The 19,982-nt window shown below is 68.7% G+C and carries 19 protein-coding genes; 14 read left to right on the top strand and 5 right to left on the bottom strand.

The window, feature by feature from the left end:
• The first annotated feature begins 69 nt into the window (after positions 1-69).
• From IEW13_RS15775 to IEW13_RS17570, 4 genes are all read left to right on the top strand, one after another.
• Complete coding sequence (locus tag IEW13_RS15775; RefSeq protein WP_188551890.1) at positions 70-333, top strand: hypothetical protein; 264 nt, start codon at positions 70-72, stop codon at positions 331-333.
• A 5-nt stretch (positions 334-338) separates the two neighbouring features.
• A complete protein-coding gene (locus IEW13_RS15770) occupies positions 339-1,622 on the top strand; it encodes a queuosine biosynthesis protein queC (RefSeq protein WP_188551889.1) in 1,284 nt (427 codons plus the stop codon).
• Positions 1,619-2,374 (top strand): TatD family hydrolase, encoded by a 756-nt coding sequence (locus IEW13_RS15765; RefSeq protein WP_188551888.1) that lies wholly within the window; start codon positions 1,619-1,621, stop codon positions 2,372-2,374. The genes IEW13_RS15770 and IEW13_RS15765 overlap by 4 nt, the downstream gene beginning before the upstream one ends.
• A 615-nt stretch (positions 2,375-2,989) precedes the next feature.
• Complete coding sequence (locus tag IEW13_RS17570) at positions 2,990-3,160, top strand: DUF433 domain-containing protein (protein ID WP_229745241.1); 171 nt, start codon at positions 2,990-2,992, stop codon at positions 3,158-3,160.
• A gap of 259 nt (positions 3,161-3,419) precedes the next feature.
• On the opposite strand, the gene IEW13_RS15755 is transcribed toward IEW13_RS17570, so the two are convergent.
• Positions 3,420-4,199, bottom strand: a complete 780-nt coding sequence (locus tag IEW13_RS15755; protein WP_188551887.1) for an SDR family oxidoreductase — start codon at positions 4,197-4,199, stop codon at positions 3,420-3,422.
• Positions 4,200-4,301: 102 nt separating this feature from the next.
• On the opposite strand from IEW13_RS15755, the gene IEW13_RS15750 reads away from it, so the two are divergent.
• From IEW13_RS15750 to IEW13_RS15745, 3 genes are all read left to right on the top strand, one after another.
• Positions 4,302-5,159 carry a helix-turn-helix transcriptional regulator gene (locus IEW13_RS15750; protein ID WP_188551886.1) on the top strand — a complete coding sequence of 286 codons (858 nt, stop codon included), beginning with the start codon at positions 4,302-4,304 and terminating at the stop codon, positions 5,157-5,159.
• Positions 5,160-5,286: 127 nt separating this feature from the next.
• Positions 5,287-5,394: a FitA-like ribbon-helix-helix domain-containing protein gene (locus tag IEW13_RS17840; protein ID WP_373283595.1), complete on the top strand. Its 108-nt coding sequence runs from the start codon at positions 5,287-5,289 to the stop codon at positions 5,392-5,394.
• Positions 5,395-5,508: 114 nt separating this feature from the next.
• The gene (locus IEW13_RS15745) at positions 5,509-5,958 is read left to right on the top strand and encodes a type II toxin-antitoxin system VapC family toxin (RefSeq protein WP_188551885.1); all 450 of its coding nucleotides are present in this window, start codon (positions 5,509-5,511) and stop codon (positions 5,956-5,958) included.
• A gap of 37 nt (positions 5,959-5,995) precedes the next feature.
• Here IEW13_RS15745 and ilvD read toward each other — a convergent pair whose 3' ends face one another.
• Positions 5,996-7,843: a dihydroxy-acid dehydratase gene (ilvD, locus tag IEW13_RS15740; RefSeq protein ID WP_188551884.1), complete on the bottom strand. Its 1,848-nt coding sequence runs from the start codon at positions 7,841-7,843 to the stop codon at positions 5,996-5,998.
• Positions 7,844-7,921: 78 nt separating this feature from the next.
• On the opposite strand from ilvD, the gene IEW13_RS15735 reads away from it, so the two are divergent.
• The 3 genes from IEW13_RS15735 (at position 7,922) to IEW13_RS15725 (ending at position 11,285) form a co-directional block, all read left to right on the top strand.
• Entirely contained in the window at positions 7,922-8,758 is an 837-nt protein-coding gene (locus IEW13_RS15735) for a helix-turn-helix transcriptional regulator (RefSeq protein WP_188551883.1), read from the top strand.
• A 265-nt stretch (positions 8,759-9,023) separates the two neighbouring features.
• Complete coding sequence (locus IEW13_RS15730; protein ID WP_188551882.1) at positions 9,024-10,715, top strand: cation:proton antiporter; 1,692 nt, start codon at positions 9,024-9,026, stop codon at positions 10,713-10,715.
• 129 nt (positions 10,716-10,844) lie between these two features.
• The gene (locus IEW13_RS15725; RefSeq protein ID WP_188551881.1) at positions 10,845-11,285 is read left to right on the top strand and encodes a hypothetical protein; all 441 of its coding nucleotides are present in this window, start codon (positions 10,845-10,847) and stop codon (positions 11,283-11,285) included.
• Between the two features lie 65 nt (positions 11,286-11,350).
• Here IEW13_RS15725 and IEW13_RS15720 read toward each other — a convergent pair whose 3' ends face one another.
• Positions 11,351-12,313 (bottom strand): ROK family protein, encoded by a 963-nt coding sequence (locus tag IEW13_RS15720; RefSeq protein WP_188551880.1) that lies wholly within the window; start codon positions 12,311-12,313, stop codon positions 11,351-11,353.
• Positions 12,314-12,393: 80 nt separating this feature from the next.
• On the opposite strand from IEW13_RS15720, the gene IEW13_RS15715 reads away from it, so the two are divergent.
• From IEW13_RS15715 to IEW13_RS15700, 4 genes are all read left to right on the top strand, one after another.
• The gene (locus tag IEW13_RS15715) at positions 12,394-13,620 is read left to right on the top strand and encodes an ROK family transcriptional regulator (RefSeq protein ID WP_188551879.1); all 1,227 of its coding nucleotides are present in this window, start codon (positions 12,394-12,396) and stop codon (positions 13,618-13,620) included.
• 39 nt (positions 13,621-13,659) lie between these two features.
• Entirely contained in the window at positions 13,660-15,207 is a 1,548-nt protein-coding gene (mmsA, locus tag IEW13_RS15710) for a multiple monosaccharide ABC transporter ATP-binding protein (RefSeq protein WP_188551878.1), read from the top strand.
• Positions 15,204-16,541 (top strand): multiple monosaccharide ABC transporter permease, encoded by a 1,338-nt coding sequence (mmsB, locus tag IEW13_RS15705; protein WP_188551877.1) that lies wholly within the window; start codon positions 15,204-15,206, stop codon positions 16,539-16,541. The genes mmsA and mmsB overlap by 4 nt, the downstream gene beginning before the upstream one ends.
• An 80-nt stretch (positions 16,542-16,621) precedes the next feature.
• Positions 16,622-17,728: a substrate-binding domain-containing protein gene (locus IEW13_RS15700; protein WP_188551876.1), complete on the top strand. Its 1,107-nt coding sequence runs from the start codon at positions 16,622-16,624 to the stop codon at positions 17,726-17,728.
• Positions 17,729-17,933: 205 nt separating this feature from the next.
• On the opposite strand, the gene IEW13_RS15695 is transcribed toward IEW13_RS15700, so the two are convergent.
• Together IEW13_RS15695 and IEW13_RS15690 are read right to left on the bottom strand one after the other, a co-directional pair.
• The gene (locus tag IEW13_RS15695; protein ID WP_188551875.1) at positions 17,934-18,587 is read right to left on the bottom strand and encodes an MBL fold metallo-hydrolase; all 654 of its coding nucleotides are present in this window, start codon (positions 18,585-18,587) and stop codon (positions 17,934-17,936) included.
• On the bottom strand, positions 18,587-19,678 hold the full coding sequence (locus IEW13_RS15690) for an S-(hydroxymethyl)mycothiol dehydrogenase (protein ID WP_188551874.1): 1,092 nt from the start codon (positions 19,676-19,678) through the stop codon (positions 18,587-18,589). The genes IEW13_RS15695 and IEW13_RS15690 overlap by 1 nt, the downstream gene beginning before the upstream one ends.
• Positions 19,679-19,982: the final 304 nt, after the last annotated feature.

Raw genomic sequence — 19,982 nt, 5'->3', positions numbered from 1 at the left:
TCGAATACGAGACCATCATGAACCCGGCCGTGAGCCTCGCGGCCTGACACCCCCAACTGTCACCTAAATGTGCGGCAGTCCCCTGAAGCGATCAAAGGGTTCGTCAGTGCTTACATTTTCCAGCTCGGACTCGTGGAACTTCAAGACCAGATCACCAACGGCACTCTCGATGGGAACGAGGCGGTCACACGCGAACGAATGCTGCGTGGCTGGATCGACGCGAAGGTGCGTGGCCTTGATATCGACGCCGCCCCGGCTCTATCCGCCAACAGCCTGCATCAAGCCGCCGCCGACCTCGCCCAACGAGCGATCCGCGTACTGAGGGCAAGGTAATCGACATGCCACAGACTCATTTCTACGTCTCCGGCGAGGACTCCACGAACGAGAGCGCGCCCGCTCAGCAGCGTCTGCGGTGGCCCACCGCGGCAGGCCAGACCAGCACGATCAAGAGCGGCCTCGGTTGGTGGCTGCCGTCGTTGGGGCCGGTCCCGGACCAAGCCGTCGACCTGGCGCGCATCGCCGGTGCCGCCTACCTCGCAGATCGGCTCTCGGGAAGGCCAACCGCCTTCACTCGGCGGCTCCAGCTCACGGTCGAAGTCTCCGACCCCTCACTGTGGGAAGCCGATGCCGCGGACCAGCTCGCCCAGCTGCTCTCCTGGCTGACCGGCGACACCTGGGAAATCGAGTTGGTACAGGATTCGACGACCAGATCGGACCCCCCAGCCGGCCAATCGCCCGACAACGTGGCATCCGTCGCTCTGCTCAGCGGTGGACTCGACTCCTTCCTCGGTGCCCTGCACTTGCTCTCTAGTTTGGATGATGCTCCGCTCTTTGTGGGCCACTACGACACTGCCACCGCGGTGCGACGTGCCCAGAACGCCATCCGCTCTTGGCTTCAAGACTCCTACGCGCCAGCGCCTTCGTACTCACAGAGCGAGTTCACCCAGGTTGCCGATAAGAAGGAAAGCTCCAGTCGAAGCCGTTCTCTGCTCTTTGTGGCCCTCGGAGTTGCTGTCGCATCAAGCCGCCAGGCAACGACTCTCTTCGTACCTGAGAACGGCTTCACCAGCCTGAACCTGCCACTGCACCCCAACCGTGCTGGCGCTCTATCAACCCGTTCCACCCACCCCGAGACCTTCCACCGCGTCAACACGCTTCTCCACACACTCGGGCTGACCGTGTCGGTGACCAACCCGTTCGCCGACTACACCAAGGGCGAGGAGATGCGCCTCGTTGCCGACCGCCAGCCACCAGCAGGCTGGGAGCACACCGCTGGCTTGACCGTCTCGTGCAGCAAACTCGACGGAGCCCGAATCAAGGGCGGCAACTCCACCCTGAACTGCGGGCTGTGCTACGCCTGCGTCACCCGCCGAGGAGCATTCATCGCAGCCGAAACAGACGACTCGACCATCTACCTCTCCGACAACCTCACTGGAACCGCACGAAGTGAACTCCTGGAGCGGAGATACAGTGACCGTGCTGCTATCAGTTACGCAACCGCCCGAGGAATCGACGACGATGCGATCGACGCGGGGACCTGGCCTCCCGATGCTGACCTCGATGCAATCAGCGATCTTGCCAGACGCGGACTCGCCGAACTCGGGAAGGTCGACCTGACGTGACCAGCGCCGACCTTCCGGCGCTGGACGCCCACGCCCACATCGCTCCCGACGTCACCCGAGACCAAATCACGGCCCTCGGTGACGCCGTCGTGTTCGCTATGACCCGAAGCCTCCACGAAGCTAGTCAGGTCAAGAACCGGCGCGATCACTCGCTCATCTGGGGGCTCGGTATCCATCCGGCAGTCGCAACTGCCCGCGCCGCATGGGATCCGGAACGCTTCAAAGACCTCCTCCGCTCCTTCGCGCTTGTTGGCGAGATCGGCCTGGACCGCCGCGGAGGCGACTGGGCTCGGCAATGCTCCATCTTCCAAGAGATACTGACCATCGTGCGCAGCGAGCCAGTGCTGGTCTCCATTCACAGCTCCGGAGCGACAACCGAGGTCGTCCAGTACCTCCACGATGCCAAGACGGGCGGAGCGATCCTGCACTGGTTCAACGGAGATGACACCGATGTCAAGCGGGCGATCGACGCCGATGCATACTTCTCGGTCAACGCCGCGATGTCCGAAGATCAGATCCGACGACTTCCGCGGGACCGGGTTCTATGCGAGACCGACTTTCCCGCACGCAAGGTGCGTTCCCGCAGACCAGCCGACACAGGACGCATAGAGCTGCTGCTGAGTCAGGCCTGGGGTACAAGCCCACAAGAGGTTCGCGCAGCGACCTGGTGGAACCTGCGCACGCTCAGCGAGCGCTCCGGCGCCATCGAGCGCCTACCCGAGCCTGTCGCGGACACGCTCTTGTACCTATAGTCGGCGGCACCGCGCCGAGCGTCCCCTAACCCTGAAAGCCAGAAATAGGGTCCGCAAGTTCGGAGACCCCGCTCTGAGCACGCCGGCAACTTCGCTGGCGAAGGCGCACAGCCATGAGCAGGGTCGAGGGAGGGTTCATCGCTCACGCCCTTGTGGATCGCGGAGCAGTACCCCCGCCGCGATCAGATGGTTTCGAACAGTGCCGGCCGAAAAACCGACGCGTGCGCCCACGCGTTCGAGAGACTCACCGTCGGCATACCGCCGAACCATTTCCTGAACCTCCGCATCCGAGGGAGCGGTGCGACGAAGACGCACACCTCGCTCGCGCAACAGTGACGCCAGCCGTTGCCGACTCACGCCGACGTCCGTGGCTATCGTGCGCAGCGTCTCACCGGCCGCGTATTGAGCCTCTGCCGAAAGGAGCACCTCGCCGCTGACCCTTGCCTGCTGTCGGACGTGAGACTCCTCGCGACGGACACCATGCCGCGCACGAAGACGGATCGCGCGATGCATCAAACTCAAGCGGGCCAGCGGCGGGGCAAGTTTCGACAAGCCTCCCGCTAGGTCCACATAGTAAGAAGGCCCGCGTTCCCCGGGGTGCGAGACTCCTTCGGAGTGGGTGGCGTTTCCGTGTTCGACCGGATCGCATATGACCCCACCCTCATGAACGGTCACCCGATCATCCGGGGTATGCGCTTTCCAGTGAAGACGGTCGTGCGGATGGTGGCCGGCGGCATGACGGTTGAGGACATTCAGCAGGAGCGAGCATCCGTCCTTGGACCGTGAGGACATCCATCGGGCGCTGGGGTTCGCCGCGCAAATGTGGGGGCCTCGGCGCAGCTGTTGTGCATAGGCATCCAGGTTGCTTCAGCAGCGTCCCGGAACCGGCGTGCGGGCGTTCGGCAGCCGCAGTCTGTCGTGGCCGGACGGTGCTCCCTGCGCTGTCTCGTCCCGTGATGGTGGAAGGTCGTGCCGGGGGCAACTCGAAGGTCGTGCCGGCGGGAACCGGAAGGCCGCACTGGCCGGGACGGCGCCCGCCGAATGCTCAGCGTCGGCCAGCCGTCCCGTTCGCATGCGGGTCGGTGGCGTTCAGGATCCGGACGACCTCGTCGTAGTCGCCGCGGACTTCCGCGAAGCGCAGGAACTTCACCCGCTCCACCAGGACCTCATGCGCCTCCGGCTGGGTCTCCAGCAGGGTGAGAACCTCATCGGCGAACTCGTCCAGCGGCATCGCACGCTCATTGTCCTCATGACCCGGCATGAGCGCCGTCCGCACGGCCGGAGGCACCAGCTCGACCACCTGGACGCCCGTATCGGCCAGCTGGAGCCGGATCGACTCGCTGAGCATATGCACGAACGCCTTGCTGGCGTTGTAGGTCGGCGTTACCTTCAGCGGCGCCGAGGCCAGGCCGCTGGAGACGGTCATGATGGTGGCCCGGGGCTGCGCCCGGAGGTGCTCGATGAACGCCGCGATCAGCCGGATCGGACCTAGCACATTGGTGGCCACCGTCGCCTCGGCGGTGTCCAGGAAGCCCTCCGGGGAGTGCCAGTCCTCGGCGACCATGATGCCGGCCATCAGTACGACGGCGTTGAGTTCCGGATGAGTGCCGATGACCTCCGTGGCCACCGCTCGGATGCTCTCCGGGTCCGAGGTGTCGATGTGCACCGTGCCGAAACCGTGCTCTGCCCGCAGCCGCTCCAGGAGTTCCTGCCGGCGGCCGCCGATGATGACGGTGCTGCCGCGCTCCTGGAACCGGAGGGCCAAGGCCAGGCCGATGCCGCTCGTCGCGCCGGGGATGAAGATGGTGTCCTGTGTGAGATTCATGCTCCCAGCCTGCGCCCGCCCACGCGGCGGCGAAAGGGCCCCGGTGATCGTAGGACTGCCGATCCCTGGTTGAGAGCTCCGCGGCGCGGCATGATGGAGGGCGTGAACCGCGCTGAACTGGCCGCCTTCCTGCGGACCCGCCGCGAGGCCCTGACCCCTGCCGATGTCGGCCTGTCCGGCGGCCCGCGCCGCCGGGCCGCCGGGCTGCGCCGTGAAGAGGTCGCCCAGCTGACCGGTATGTCCGTGGACTACTACACGCGCCTGGAGCAGTCGCGCGGTCCGCAGCCGAGCCCGCAGATGCTCACGGCGCTGGCCCGCACGCTGCGGCTCAGCGACGACGAGCGCGACTACCTCTTCCGGCTGGCCGGGCACGCCGCGCCGGAGCGGACCGGCATCGGTGAGCATGTGGCCCCCGGCCTGCTGCGGGTGCTCGACCGGCTCGACGACACCCCGGCCATGGTCCTCTCCCGTCTGGGCGAGACGCTCGTGGCCAACCGCCTCGCCCAGGCGATCTTCGGTGACCACACCGCCCGCACCGGCCTGGCTCGCAGCGACATCTACCGCTGGTTCACCGAGCCCGGGGCCCGCCTGATCTACCCGCCCGGCGACCGGGACCGGCAGTCGCGTGCCCTGGTGGCGAACCTGCGCGCTGCCTACGGAGTGCTGGGGGAGAACTCGCCAGCCGGTCGCATGGTGGCTGCACTGAACGTTGCCAGCGAGGAGTTCGCCGGGCTGTGGGCCCGCCATGAGGTGGCCCGGCGCTTCGAAGACCACAAGACCCTCGTCCACCCGGAACTGGGACCCATCGAGGTGGACTGCCAGGTGCTGTTCACGCAGGACGAGTCCCAGGTGCTGATCGTCCTGACGGCACCTCCCAGATCCGAGGCCGCGGAGAAGATCCGGCTGCTGGGCGTCGTCGGCGCCCAACGATTCACCGGCGCGTCCCCGGAAGCACCGTAAGGAGCGCGGATCCTCATCACCCGGCACGTAGGAACCAGAAGCAATGCGAGGGAACAGGCCTGAATCGATCACGCGGTCCGGTGATTCGCGCCTGATGCTCTGGCATTGCTAGCAGGGGGTGAATGCGATGGCAGCCATTACGGTGAGAAATCTCAGCGATGCGGCGCATCAGGCGTTGAAGGAACGCGCCAGAAAGCACGGTCGATCCATGGAAGTCGGCGCGAGAACTCATTGAGCAAGTCGCGCAACGCCAGCCGCTTGTGGACGTGTGGCTGGATGGGATCGAGGACGTCCGGGGTGATTTTCCGCTCCCAGAACGAAGCATCGGCAGAACGCCACCCGATTTCTCATGATTGTCCTCGACACCAACGTGTGGTCTGAGCTTGTCCGGCCGCTCCCTTCGGAACGGGTCGTCGCATGGACGCAGAGGAACCGCGAGGACGGTGCAATCACCTCGGTCACTGTTGCCGAACTCTTCTACGGAGTCCGTCTCCTCCCGGCTGGCAAGCGTCAGGATGCGTTGCTAAGCCGGGTGCAACGGCTCGTTGACGCCGCGGGAGACCGACTGTTCGGGTTCGACGACGCTGCGGCCAGAACGTACAGGGAGTTGCGAGCCGATGCTGACCGTCGTGGCCGCCCGATGTCGGTGGAGGATGCGATGATCGCAGCGATCTGCCGTACGCATGCCTGCCCCCTCGCGACCCGGAATATTAAGAATTTCCGCTACGCGGGAGTCGAACTGATCGACCCCTGGAGCTATGAGGAACACGAAGGTCACGGGGACAACCGGCCCGGCTGATCCGGCTGGATGGCGAGTTCCAGGAACTCGGCCGCCCCTACCCGAGGAGCTCCGTGTCCCGTACGGCGCCGCGGTCGGCGGATGTGACCATCGCGGCGTACGCCCGCAGCGCCGCCGAGACCGGCCGGTCCCTGCCTGCCGGGCGGAATCCGCCGCCGGCCAGGAGCTTGCCGCGGCGCTCGGCCAGCACCGCCTCGCTGACCTGCAGGGTGATCGACCGGGAGGGGATGTCGATCGTCACCTCGTCGCCGTCCTCGACCAGCGCGATCGGCCCGCCCGCCGCCGCCTCGGGGGAGACGTGCCCCACCGAAAGACCCGAGGTGCCCCCGGAGAACCGTCCGTCCGTCACGAGCGCGCATGCCGCTCCGAGGCCGCGCCCCTTCAGGAACGCCGTCGGGTAGAGCATCTCCTGCATGCCCGGCCCGCCGCGCGGCCCCTCGTACCGGACGACGACCACGTCTCCGGCCCGCACTCGCTTGCCCAGGATGGCCTCCACCGCCGCCTCCTGGGATTCCACCACGACGGCCGGCCCGGTGAAGGTCAGGATCGACTCGTCGACGCCGGCGGTCTTGACGATGCACCCGTCTGGGGCGAGGTTGCCGCTGAGCACCGCCAGGCCGCCATCGGGGGAGTAGGCGTGCGCCACATCGCGGATGCACCCGCCCTCCGCGTCCAGGTCCAGGTCATGCCAGCGGCGCGACTGCGAGAACGCCCGCGCCGAACGCTCGCATCCCGGTCCCGCGTGGAACAGCTCGACCGCTTCCGGGGACGCTCCTTCGCCCCGGACGTCCCACGCCGCGAGCCAGTGCGCCAGGTCCGGGGCGTGGACGGTGCTCACATCGCGGTGCAGCAGCCCGGCGCGGTCCAGCTCGCCCAGCAGCGCCGGGATCCCGCCTGCGCGGTGCACGTCCTCCACCAGATAGGAACCGTTGGGTGCCACCTTGCACAGGCATGGCACCCGCCGGGACAGGCGGTCGATGTCCGCCATGCCGAAGTCCACTCCGGCCTCCTGGGCCGCGGCCAGCAGGTGGAGCACGGTGTTCGTGGAGCCGCCCATCGCCACGTCCAGGCTCATCGCGTTCTCGAACGCCGCCCGTGAGGCGATCCGCCGCGGCAGCACGGTCTCGTCCTCATCCTCGTAGTATCTGCGGGTCAGCTCCACGATCACGCGGCCGGCCTGCTGGTACAGCTCTTTGCGGGCGGTGTGCGTGGCCAGCGTCGTGCCGTTGCCGGGCAGCGCCAGGCCCAGCGCCTCCAGCAGGCAGTTCATCGAGTTGGCCGTGAACATGCCGGCGCAGGAGCCGCAGGTGGGACAGGCCTGCTCCTCGATCCGCTTCAGATCCTCGTCGGAGACGGAACCGGAGGCGGAGTCGGCGATGGCGGACACCAGGGTGAGCCCGGTGCGGACGGTGCCGTCCACCAGGGTCGCCCGCCCGCCTTCCATCGGGCCCCCGGAGACGAACACGGTGGGGATGTTCAGCCGCAGCGCCGCCATCAGCATGCCCGGGGTGATCTTGTCGCAGTTGGAGATGCACACGAGGGCATCGGCGCAGTGCGCGTTCACCATGTACTCGATCGAGTCAGCGATCAGATCGCGGGAGGGAAGCGAGTACAGCATCCCGTGGTGGCCCATGGCGATCCCGTCGTCGACGGCGATGGTATTGAACTCGCGCGGCACGGCGCCGGCCTCGGCGATGGCCTCGCTGACCACTCTCCCCACCGGCTGCAGATGGGTGTGCCCGGGCACGAACTCGGTGAAGCTGTTGGCGACGGCCACGATGGGCTTTCCCAGGTCCGATCCGGCGACGCCCGCAGCACGCAGCAGGGCGCGGGCTCCGGCCATATTGCGGCCGTGGGTGACGGTGCGTGAGCGAAGAACAGGCATGCCATCCATTGCCGCACGCCGCCGCAGCCGGGATGAAGACGGCGCTGATACTAGTAGTGGCACTGATAGGATCTGCCGATGGCGAGCACTGAGGACCGGCGGAAAGAACTCGGCGCGTTCTTGCGGAAGCGGCGGGAACGCGCCCTCCGCGCCGATTACGATCTCCCGCCCGTGGGCCGCAGCCGGACGACGGGTCTCCGCCGCGAGGAGATCGCATATCTGGCCGGCGTCAGCGTCACCTGGTACACCTGGCTCGAGCAGGGGCGGGAGATCAACCCCTCGCGGCAGGTGCTCGACGCGGTCGCCCTCACGCTTCGCCTCAGCGCGCCCGAACACGACTACGTGCTCTCGCTGGCCGGATTCGTGCCCCTTCCGCGTGAGGACGCCCCGCTGCCGGCCCGGATGCCCGCACATCTGCAACGGCTCGTCGACGCCCAGCTCCCGGCTCCGGCCTTCGCCGTCACACCCGGCTGGAGCATCGGCGGCTGGAACCGCGCCTATGAGCTGCTCTACCCGGGGATCGGGCGGATCGCGCCGCCGGAGCGCAATCTCCTGGCATTGATCTTCACGGACCCTGACGTCCGCCGGATGCTGCCGGACTGGGAGATGACCAGCCGGCGGTTCCTCGCGGAGTACCGTGCCGAGGCCGGAGGTCTGCTGGGGCACCCGGCGCACACCGCGCTCATCACCCGGCTGCGGCGGCTCAGCGCCGAGTTCGCCGAGGCCTGGGACCAGCATGAAGTGGGACGCTTCGCCTCTCGCGAACGGACGTTCCTGCATCCGGACGCGGGGGAGCTGGTCTTCGAGCATCACCGGCTGATCCCCTCCGATGCCCCGGAGCTGCACATCGTCGTGTACTTGCCTCAGGCCGGCACCGGCACGCTCAGCGAGCTCGAACGCCTGCTGCGGGGATGACCGCTGCGTTCCGGCGCCGCTATGTGCCCGCGGTGCCCGCTGCGGCATCGGCGTCCAGGCGCCCGCGGCCTGCGTCACCGGCTGGTCTGGGTGCCGATTCCGCGCAGCCGCCTCCGGGCGGGCGTACCATGACATCAATCGTCGGCGCCGATGATCGAGGACGGCCTGGTGACCCCCGTGACCATCGCCTTCGACGGCCGGCCCAGCGGCTGATCCCGGCGACCTCGTTTCCCCTGTTTCGTCCAGGCCGAAGAGGAGTACCGGTATGGAGGAGTACGCCCTGCTGGCGGTCGTGGCGGTCCTGATCATCGTCGCGACCTCGCTGTTCGCGCAGAAGCACGGCGTCGCCGCGCCGGTGCTCCTGGTGCTCGTGGGCATCGGCTGCAGCTTCATCCCGGGGACCCCCGAGATCCTGGTGGAACCGGAGTGGATCCTGGCCATCGTGCTGCCGCCCATTCTCTACGCCGCGGCCGTGAACGTGCCGGTCACCGACTTCCGCCGCAGCATCGGCACCATCACCGCGCTCTCGGTCGTCCTGGTGGTGGTCTCCGCGCTCGCGGCCGGGACGCTCATCTGGTGGCTGATTCCCGGCCTCGGGCTGCCCGCGGCCATCGCCCTGGGCGCCGTGGTCAGCCCGCCCGATGCGGTCGCGGCGATCTCCATCGGCAAGCGCCTGGGCCTGCCGCCTCGGCTGATCACGGCACTCGAAGGGGAGGGGCTCGTCAACGACGCCACCGCCCTCGTGCTGCTGCGCACCGCGGTCGCGGCGATCGCGGGGTCGTTCTCGTTCTGGGACGCCCTCGGCGATTTCGGTTATGCGCTCGCGGTCGGCATCGCCGTGGGCGCCCTGGTCGGACTGGTCTCGGTCCGGGTGCGCTCCGCCATCCGGCAGGAGCCCGTGCTGACCACCGCGATCTCCTTCGTCGTGCCGTTCCTGGCGTTCATCCCCGCCGAGCATCTGGGCGCCTCGGGGGTCATCGCCGTCGTCACCGCCGGGCTCATCACCGGGCATCAAAGCGCCCGCCGGTTCAGCGCCCACGACCGGATCGCGGAGCGGACCAACTGGCGTACCATCCAGACGCTGCTGGAGAACGGCGTGTTCCTGCTGATGGGCTACGAGATCACCGCGGTGGTCGGCGATCTGCGCGCCGAGGACCGGGACATCGCCGCCGCGGTGGGCATCGCCCTGGCCACGACCGGGGTGCTGATCGTGGTGCGCGCCCTGTTCTCGGCCGGACTGGTGCTGTGGCTGCGTTCCGCCCGGAGGCGAGCCGTCGGGCAGCTGGCCTTCCTGGACGAGTTCAGCGATGCCGTGGCCGCCAAGGGCGGGGGAGAGGGCCGGTTCGCGCGGGTGGAACGCGTGGTGCGGCGTCGCCGGGCCGATGCGGAGGCCCTCGCCCGGGAAGGGCTTGGCTGGCGCGGCGGCGCGGTGCTGGCCTGGTCGGGCATGCGCGGCGTCGTCACCCTGGCCGCCGCCCAATCCCTGCCGCATGACGTGCCGCACCGGGCGGAACTGGTGTTCATCGCGTTCACCGTGGCCGTGACGACCCTCCTGCTGCACGGCGGCACCCTGCCCTGGCTGATCCGCCGGCTCGGCATCCGCGGCAGCGATGAGGCCCACGAGCGGCAGGAGCTCTCGCGTCTGATGCAGGAGATGAGCACCGCCACCCAGGAGTTCCTGGCGGGCCCGTCGCTGCGCCGTGAGGACGGCAAGCCTTTTGACGAGGAAGTGCTCCAGGAGGCCCGGTCCCGTGCCGCCGCCATGGGCGACGCGGTCGCGATGCTGCTGGACCAGACTGACCGGGAAACTGCGTTCCACCAGCGCAGGGAACTGAACCGGCAACTACTCGAGGTCGAACAGGACGTGCTCCTGGACGCCCGCGCCGAGGGAACCTACAGCTCCAAGACGCTCGAGCGCGTGCAGCACTTCCTGGACGAGCGCGGCTCCCGGTTCTAGTCCGCCGCGTGGCAGCGAGCCGGGCACGGACAGCACGGACACGGACAGCGCGGTACCGCGCTTCCGGGACCGCGGGAGGCGGGCCAGCTGCATCGGCGGCGTGACCGGTTCCCGGCGATCCTCCCCGTCGTGCCCCCGGCGTGCGTGCTGGCAGCGGCGCTGACGGCAGGCCCATCCGCGGACTCCCCGGCCCACGGCAGTCCTGCAGGCGAAGTCCGGACCGAGCGCGTCGCCGGGAACCATCTGACGCTCACCTCCCTCTACCTCCCGGAGACCATGACCGGCCTGGCGCCGGGGGCCTCGGCGCGCTGGGACATCGGCATTCAGGTGCACCCGCCCGAGGATGAACCGGGGACGGCATCGGCCTCGGTGGAAGCGCACGGAGAGCTGCCCCTGCAGGTGACGGCGCACAGCTGCCCCGAGCCGTGGCGGGATGGCCCGGCAGCCACTGTGCCCCTGGACCAGGGCTGCCCCGCCGGTCCCCGGCTGCTGGCCGCCGACCATGAACTCGTGCCGGGCGCTGGCCTGCTGCTCGCCGCGGGCGCCTGGTTGGCGGCCCGCCGGCGTTGAGGCCCGGGTTGCGGCTGGTGGCGCCGATAGCGATTGGGTCGCCAGCTACAACCGGGCCACGTTGCTCACCCGAGCAGATCCTCCCGCAGCACCTGGGCCGCCGCGCCGACGAGGGGCGCGTCGCCGCCCAGTGCGGCGCGGGTGACGCGCAGCTTCCGGGCATAGGCGTTGACGCTGTGGGCGTGGGCGGCCCGCTCCACCATCGCGGGATAGTCCTCCGTCACGAACGAGAATCCGCCGCCCATGATGGCCAGCTCCGTGTCGAGCAGTACGGCGACGTTGGCCAGGCCACGGCCCAGCGCGGAGGCCGAACGTTCGACGGCGCGCACCGCGAGGGTCTTGCCGCGCGCGTAGTCGCGGGCCAGTTCTTCACCCGAGGTGCCCGGCCAGCCCTGCCGCCTAGCCCATTCGACGGCGTTCCTCCCCGAGGCCTGGCCTTCGGCCGTCGCGGCCGCCACATCGTCTCCGCTCACCCGGTCGACGATCAGCTGCCCGAGGTGTCCCGCATTGCCCGACGCGCCGGTGACGACCCGGCCGTCGGCCACGACGCCGCCGCCGATGCCGGTGGAGACGACGAAGACGATCGCATTGCTCACCCCCTGCGCCGCGCCCTTCCAGAGTTCCGCCAGTGCGATGCAGGTCCCGTCCAGCCGCAGGCGGACGTCCTCCAGTCCGCTCATGCCGCGGAGCGCGCCCACGATGTCGAACTCGCGCACCGCGGGCAGGTTGAGGGGGCTGATCGTACCGGCCATCAGGTCGACCGGCCCGGCCGCACCGACGCCGATCTGCCGGACTCCCGCGGCGAGCGCGTGCCCGCGCACCGCCGCGACGGCCTCGGCCAGCGCCTGGCTGAACGCGTTCGCGGAGGCGGCGGACGCGGGCCCGGTCGGCACCCGCACGCGAGTACCGGGGAGCACCTGGCCTGCGGCGTCGACGAGCGCGGCCTCGACCTTCGTCCCGCCCACATCGACGGCGAGCACGGGCGCATCGTGGTGCGCGGGGTCGGCAGGCGCAGGGCGAGCGGTCATCGGACTTCCTCTTCGAAGACGCGAGGGCGAAATTGCGTTCAATAGTTGACAACAAAGATGTGAGGCACAACTATAGCCCTATGCAACGGGGCCATCGCAGACCGGGATCCACGGCAGCGCTGCGCCTGAGCAACGAACGCGCGATCCTGCAGGATCTGCTCACCCACGGCCCCTCGACGCAGTCCGAGCTGGCCCGCCGCACCAGGCTCTCCAACGGCAGCGTCTCCTCCATCGTCCGCTCGCTGCGCGGCCGCGGTGTCCTGGAGACCAGTGACACGGTGTCCTCCGGTCGCCGCGCCACCCTCGTGACCCCTCGCGTGGCGACCAGGCGCGTCGCCGTCGGGATCGACCTGGGCCGCAGCCACATCGGCCTCGTCATCGCCAAGCCGGGCCGCGAGCTCCTCGCCGAGCGCCGCGTGCGCATCCCGCACGGCACCCTCGCCGAGGAAGCGCTCGGCCAGGTGCGCGCCCTGCTGACGGAGGAACTGCGGCAGATCGACCGCGGCGACGAGGACATCGTCGCCGTCGTCGTCTCCGTGCCGGGTCCCATCGACCGGACCACCGGCCGCGTCGTCGACGGCACCATCCTGCCCGAATGGGTGGGCCGCTCCGCCGAGGACGTCTCGGAGGCGCTCGGCCTCGACGCCGAGATCTGCAACGACGCCGATGCCGGCGCCATCGCCGAACGGGGATGGGGAGCGGCCTCGGGCGTCGACGATTTCCTGTACGTGAAGATCGGCACCGGCATCGGCGTCGGGGTCTTCCTGGCCGGCGCCAACTACACCGGCGCCTTCGGCATCGCCGGGGAGATCGGTCACTCCACCGTCGATCCCGGCGGCGGGCACTGCCGCTGCGGCAACCGCGGCTGCCTGGAGACGGTGGCCTCCGTGCCCGTCGTGCTGCAGCACCTCAGCGACGCGCTCGGCCGCGACGTCACCCGGGAGGAGCTGAATGAACTGGCGGCCTCGGAGCACCGCGCCACCGTCCGGGTGATCCAGGCGGCCGGCCTGGCGCTGGGACAGTCGATCGCGATGGCGGCCAACACCCTGGGGCCGCGGCTGGTCGTGCTCGGCGGCCCGCTCAGCGAGACCGGGGACGTGCTGCTGGAAGCCGTCCGGGGCGGCTTCTCCCGGTTCGCCATCGCCCCCGTCGTGGAGGCCACGAGGGTCGAGCTCTCCACCCTGGGGGAGGGGGCGAGCGCCCGCGGGGCGGCGACGATGGCGTTCGAGCACGGCGATGCGCTCGCCTATATGGCCGGTGCCGATGAGGGCGGATTGCTTTCAGGTGTTGACATCAAAAACAGGTAGTCGTTAGGTTCGTACCCATTGGCCCACAAGGAGGTGGCTATGGCAGAGGACGTGAACCATCTGCTCCAGATGGTGAACATCACGAAGCGGTTCCCGGGCGTGACAGCGCTCGACTCCGTGAACCTCGCCGTACGCGAAGGCGAGATCCACGCCATCTGCGGTGAGAACGGCGCGGGGAAGTCCACGCTGATGAAGGTGCTCTCCGGCGTCTACCCCGCCGGCAGCTACGAGGGTGAGATCGTGTACCGCGGCGAGGTGCAGCGGTTCGGCAACATCGCCGCCAGCGAGAACGCGGGCATCGTGATCATCCACCAGGAACTCGCGCTCGTGCCCGAGCTGTCCATCACGGAGAACATCTTCCTGGGCCACGAGTTGAACCGGCTGGGCGTCATCGACTGGGACGAGGCACGCCGCCGGACCGCCGAGCTGCTGCAGCAGGTCGATCTGAACGAGGATCCCGACACCCCGGTGAAATACCTCGGCGTCGGAAAGCAGCAGCTGGTCGAGATCGCCAAGGCCCTGGAGAAGGACGTCCAGCTGCTCATCCTCGACGAGCCCACCGCCGCCCTCAACGAGCGCGACTCCCAGCACCTGCTGCGTCTCATCACGGGACTGCGAGACCGGGGCGTCACCTCGATCATGATCTCCCACAAGCTCGGCGAGATTGAGCAGATCGCCGACACCATCACGATCATCCGCGACGGCAAGACCATCGAGACGCTCGCCGTCGACGGCACCATCGACGAGGACCGGATCATCCGCGGCATGGTCGGGCGCACCCTCGGCAACCGCTTCCCGGACCGCTCCAGCCGGGTCGGCGAGGTGTTCTTCGAGGTGCGCGACTGGACCGTCCAGCACCCCCTCGACCCCAGCCGGCTGGTCGCCAAGAACGCCGCGTTCACGGTCCGCCGCGGTGAGATCGTCGGGTTCGCCGGCCTGATGGGCGCCGGCCGCACCGAGCTGGCGATGAGCGTCTTCGGCAATCAGTACGGCACCCGGATGAGCGGTGAGGCGTTCATCGACGGCCGTCCCGTGAAGCTGCGCAACGTCAAGCAGGCGATCTCCGCGGGCCTGGCCTATGTGAGCGAGGACCGCAAATCCCTGGGCCTGAACCTGCTCGACCCGATCAAACGCGCCATCGTCTCGGCGAAGCTCTCCCGCATCTCCACCGGCGGGGTGATCGACGAACTCCAGGAGACCCGCCACGCCGAGGAGTACCGGCGGGACCTGCGGATCAAGGCCGCCGACGTCGAGGTCGGGGTCGATACGCTCTCCGGCGGCAACCAGCAGAAGGTCGTGCTCGCCAAGTGGATGTTCTCCGAGCCGGAGCTGCTCATCCTGGACGAGCCGACCCGCGGCATCGACGTCGGCGCCAAGGCCGAGATCTACCAGATCATGCGCCGCCTCGCCGAGAGCGGCAAAGGCATCGTGCTCATCTCATCCGAACTGCCCGAGCTGATCGGCATGGCCGATCGCATCTACACGATCTTCGAAGGCGAGATCACCGCGGAACTCGACGCCGCGGACGTGGACCAGGAGACACTCATGCGCCATATGGCACCGACGAAGAAGGGATCCGCCGCATGACGGGGGACACGGCGGCACGGCCCCAGAAGCGCGGCTTCGCGCTCAGCGACGTCTGGCTGATCTTCGGCCGCCGCGGCTCGCTGAAGCAGCTCGGCATCCTCGGCGCTCTCGTCGTCATCATCGCGATCTTCCAGATCTGGACCGGCGGGACCACGCTGGCGCCCGGCAACGTCATCAACATCGTCCAGGCGTACTCGTTCATCCTGCTGCTCTCGGTCGGCATGGTGATGGTCATCATCGCCGGCCACATCGACCTTTCCGTCGGCTCGGTGGCCGCCTTCGTGGCCATCGTGGTGGCCACCGCGATGCGGGATTGGGAGCTGCCCTGGTGGGGTGGCGTGCTGCTGGGCATCGCTCTCGGGGCCGCCATCGGCGCCTTCCAGGGGTTCTGGGTCGCCTACATCGGCGTGCCGGCGTTCATCGTGACGCTGGCGGGCATGCTCATCTGGCGCGGCGCGCAGCAGTACGTCGGGCAGGCGCAGACCGTCGCGGTACCGGCGGAGTTCCGCCAGGCGCTCTACGGATTCATGCCGGAGGTCGGCCCGCCGACGCCCTACAACAACCTCACGCTGCTGCTGGGCGCTCTCGTGGTCGCGGCGATCGTCTTCTTCCAGTGGCGCAGCCGCGCCAAGCGCAAGAAGCTGAACGCGATCCTCGAGCCGCTCTGGGTCACCCTGACCCGCACCGGCATCCTGTGCGCGGTCGTGATCTACGCGACCCTGCTGTTCGGCAGCGGCCGGGTCGGGACCAGCTTCCCCATCTCCGGCATCATCCTGGCGGTGCTGATCATCTTCTACGCCTTCCTCACCAGCCGCACCACCCTGGGCCGGCACATCTACGCCGTCGGCGGCAACCGCCGCGCCGCAGAACTCTCCGGCGTCCACGCCCGTCGCACCGACTTCTTCGTGATGATGAACATGTCGACCCTCGCCGGCGTCGCCGGGATGCTGTGGGCCGCGCGAGCCGGCGCCGCAGGCCCCGGCGACGGCACCGGCTGGGAGCTCGACGCGATCGCCGGCGTCTTCATCGGCGGCGCGGCGGTGGCCGGTGGCATCGGCACCGTCTTCGGCTCGGTCATCGGTGGTCTCGTCATGGCCGTGCTCAACAATGGCCTGCAGCTGGTCGGCATCACCACCGACCGGATGCAGATCATCAAGGGCCTCGTCCTCCTGGTCGCGGTCGGCATCGACGTGCTGAACAAGCAGCAGGGCCGCTTCTCGTTCATCGGCATCATGCTCGGCAGACTGCGGGCGACGCGGGCACAGCAGGAGGTCGAGGAGATATCGCCGGGCTCGCAGCGCCCCGATCCGCCCGGCAAATCCGGGCCGGGCTGATCGCACGAGCAGACGTCCACGAGCCCGGCCAGCGCTGACCGGACTCTCACGCACACCTTTCGAGAGATAAGGAAAACACTATGAAGACACCACTGTTCAGGGCCATCGCCCTGGCGACCGTCGCCGGCGTCGTGCTCGCCGGCTGCGGAACCGGCCGCGAAGGTGCCGCCGGGGACGAAGCCGCCGGCGGGGCCGAAGGCGGCTTCGACGCGGACGCCAGGATCGGCGTCGCGTTGCCGGACAAGACCAGCGAGAACTGGGTGCTGGCCGGTGACCTGTTCGTCGACGACCTGGAAGAAGCCGGCTTCACCCCGGACGTCCAGTACGCCGGCGGCCAGACCCCGGTGCAGGACCAGCAGGCGCAGATCGAGGCGATGATCTCCAACGGCGCGCAGGCCATCGTCATCGGCGCCGCCGACACCGGCCAGCTCGCCTCGCAGGTGCAGGCCGCCAAAGACGCCGGCATCCAGGTCATCGCCTATGACCGGCTGATCCAAGACACCGAGAACATCGACTACTACATCGCCTTCGACAACTACCAGGTGGGTGAGCTGCAGGGCCAGGCGCTGCTGGACGGCATGGCCGAACGATTCGGTGAGCAGGACAGTTACAACATCGAGCTGTTCTCCGGTTCTCCGGATGACTCGAACGCCCCGGTGTTCTTCGAGGGCGCCATGAGCGTGCTGCAGGAGAAGATCGATGACGGTACCCTCAACGTCGTCTCGGGTCAGACGGAGCTCTCGGCCACCGCCACGCAGGACTGGCTGGCGGAGAACGCCCAGGAGCGGATGGACAACCTGATCCAGGGCAATTACTCCGACGGTACGGAACTGCACGGCGTGCTCTCCCCGAACGACACCCTGGCCCGGGCGATCCTCGCCTCGGCCAGCGATGCCGGACTGGAGACGCCCGTGGTGACGGGTCAGGACTCCGAGGTGGAGTCGGTGCGCTCCATCATGGCAGGCGAGCAGTACTCCACCATCAGCAAGGACACCCGCCTGCTGGTGGCGCAGACCGTCGAGCTGCTGCAGACGCTACAAGCCGGTGAGGAACCAGCGGACGCCGAGCCCATGGACAACGGCGCCGCGGAGATCCCCTCCGTGCTGCTCGAACCGGTCATCGTGACCCAGGAGAACGCCGCCGAGGTCTACGCGGACGATCCGAACCTGGCGCCGCTGACGGAGTAAGCACACAACCCCAGTTGTCGTTCGTGACCCCAGTCGCAACCGGGGCCGCGAGCGACAACTGGGGTCGTTCGTGCTCCTTAAGTGTGCACAGCCGTTGCGGCGCGGCGCGGGCCCCGGTCTCGGGCGGGCCGTATAGTCGTTTGACGGCATTGGTGACAGCCCCGGCCGGGCCCGTATGCCCTATCCGCGGAACCTCTTAGCTCACTCAGTGGCCGCGGGCGATCCACTCCTCGACGTCGCCGGCCTCGTCGCCGATGCTGGTGGCGTCCCCGTGCCCGGTGAGCACGGTCGTCTCCGGCGGCAAGGTGAGCAGCCGGGTACGGATGGAATCGATGATCGTCTCGAACGAACTGTACGACCGTCCCGTCGCCCCGGGCCCGCCGTTGAACAGCGTGTCACCGGAGAACAGCACGGGCGCCTCGGCGATGCCGCCGGTGAGCCCTTCGGCGACGTAGAAGCACGTCGAGCCGGGGGAGTGGCCCGGGGTGTGGATGGCCGTGAGCGTCACGCCGGCCACCTCGAAACGGTCGCCGTCGGCGATGGCCGCATCCGGCTCCACGCCCGGGAACACCTGGTCCCACAGCACCCGGTCCTCCGGATTCAGGTGCAGCGGCGCCTCCGTCCGTTCTTGGAACTGACGGGCGTAGCGGATGTGGTCGTCGTGCCCGTGGGTGAGCAGGATGGCCTTGACCGCCCGCTCGCCCACCGCCTCGGCGATCGCGTCCGGGTCGTGGGCCGGGTCGATCACGATCACCTCGGCGTCGTCCCCGACGATCCAGACGTTGTTGTCCACCTCCCAGGTGCCCCCGTCCAGGGAGAACGTCCCCGATGTCACCAGGTTCTCGATCCGAGCCGTCATCAGAACACCACCACCGAACGCAGTACCTCGCCGCGGCCCATCTTGTCGAAGGCCTCTTCCACATCATCCAGGCCGATCCGCTCGGAGACGAACTTCTCCAGCGGCAGGCGGCCCTGGGCATACAGATCCGTCAACATGGGGAAGTCCCGGTCCGGCAGGCAGTCGCCGTACCAGGAGGACTTCAGCGCGCCCCCGCGACCGAACACGTCCAGCAGCGGCACGCTCAGCTCCATCTCCGGGGTGGGTACCCCCACGAGCACCACGGTACCGGCCAGGTCGCGGGCGTAGAACGCCTGCCGCCACGTCTCGGGCCGGCCCACGGCGTCGATCACGACATCGGCGCCGAAGCCGCCGGTGAGGTCCTGCACCGCCTTGACGACGCCGTCCTCGTCCAGGCCGGAGGAATCGATCGTGTGCGTGGCACCGAGCTCCTTGGCGGTCTCCAGCTTCCGCGGGTCGCGGTCGATCGCGATGATGGGCGAGGCGCCGGCCAGCCGCGAGCCGGCGACGGACGCCGTGCCCACGCCGCCGCAGCCGATCACCGCGACGGACTTCCCACGGGTGACGCCGCCGGTGTTGATGGCTGCGCCGATGCCCGCCATCACGCCGCAGCCCAGCAGGCCCACGACCGCCGGATCGGCCTCATCGACCTTGGTGCACTGGCCCGAGTGAACCAGCGTCTTCTCCGCCAGGGAGCCGATGCCCAGCGCGGCCGAAAGCTCCGTGCCGTCTTCGAGGGTCATCTTCTGCGCGGCGTTGTGGGTGGCGAAGCAGTACCACGGCTCGCCGCGCTTGCACGCCCGGCAGTCCCCGCAGATGGCGCGCCAGTTGAGGATGACGAAGTCGCCCTCCTTCACATTGCTGACGCCTGCTCCGACCGCCGAGACATAACCGGCGGACTCATGGCCCAGCAGGAACGGGAAGTCGTCGCTGATGCCGCCCTCGCGATAGTGGAAATCGGTGTGACAGATCCCGCAGGAGGCGACATCGACGATCACCTCACCGGGACCGGGGTCCGGGACGACGATGTTCACCACCTCGGTGGGCTGGCCCTTGGCCCGGGCGATGACTCCGCGGACTGTGTGCGGCATGGTGGCTCCTTTGAAACGGCGGATCGGCTGGTCGGCGACGGATGCGCTGGCCGGATGGGCACGGACTGCGCCCGGTCGCCGGTGACTCCAATCAATCAGCCCATGCCTATATTTTCAAGATTGCATCCGAGGGCCGGGTATGCCGCTGCGCCGTGCCTGCTGCCGGGAGGGAGGCGCGGTGTTGCGGCCGGACCGGGCCGGTACGCTGCTGTGCGCCACGGAGACGCCAGAGCACAGGGTGCCGGTCCCGGGTGCGTTTCGCTGGCACGGGTGTGCATTGGACGCGCCCAGTAGACTGCACACC

This window comes from Sediminivirga luteola, from assembly GCF_014639315.1.
Classification (GTDB): domain Bacteria; phylum Actinomycetota; class Actinomycetes; order Actinomycetales; family Brevibacteriaceae; genus Sediminivirga; species Sediminivirga luteola.
This window is presented reverse-complemented; position numbering and strand designations above follow the sequence as displayed.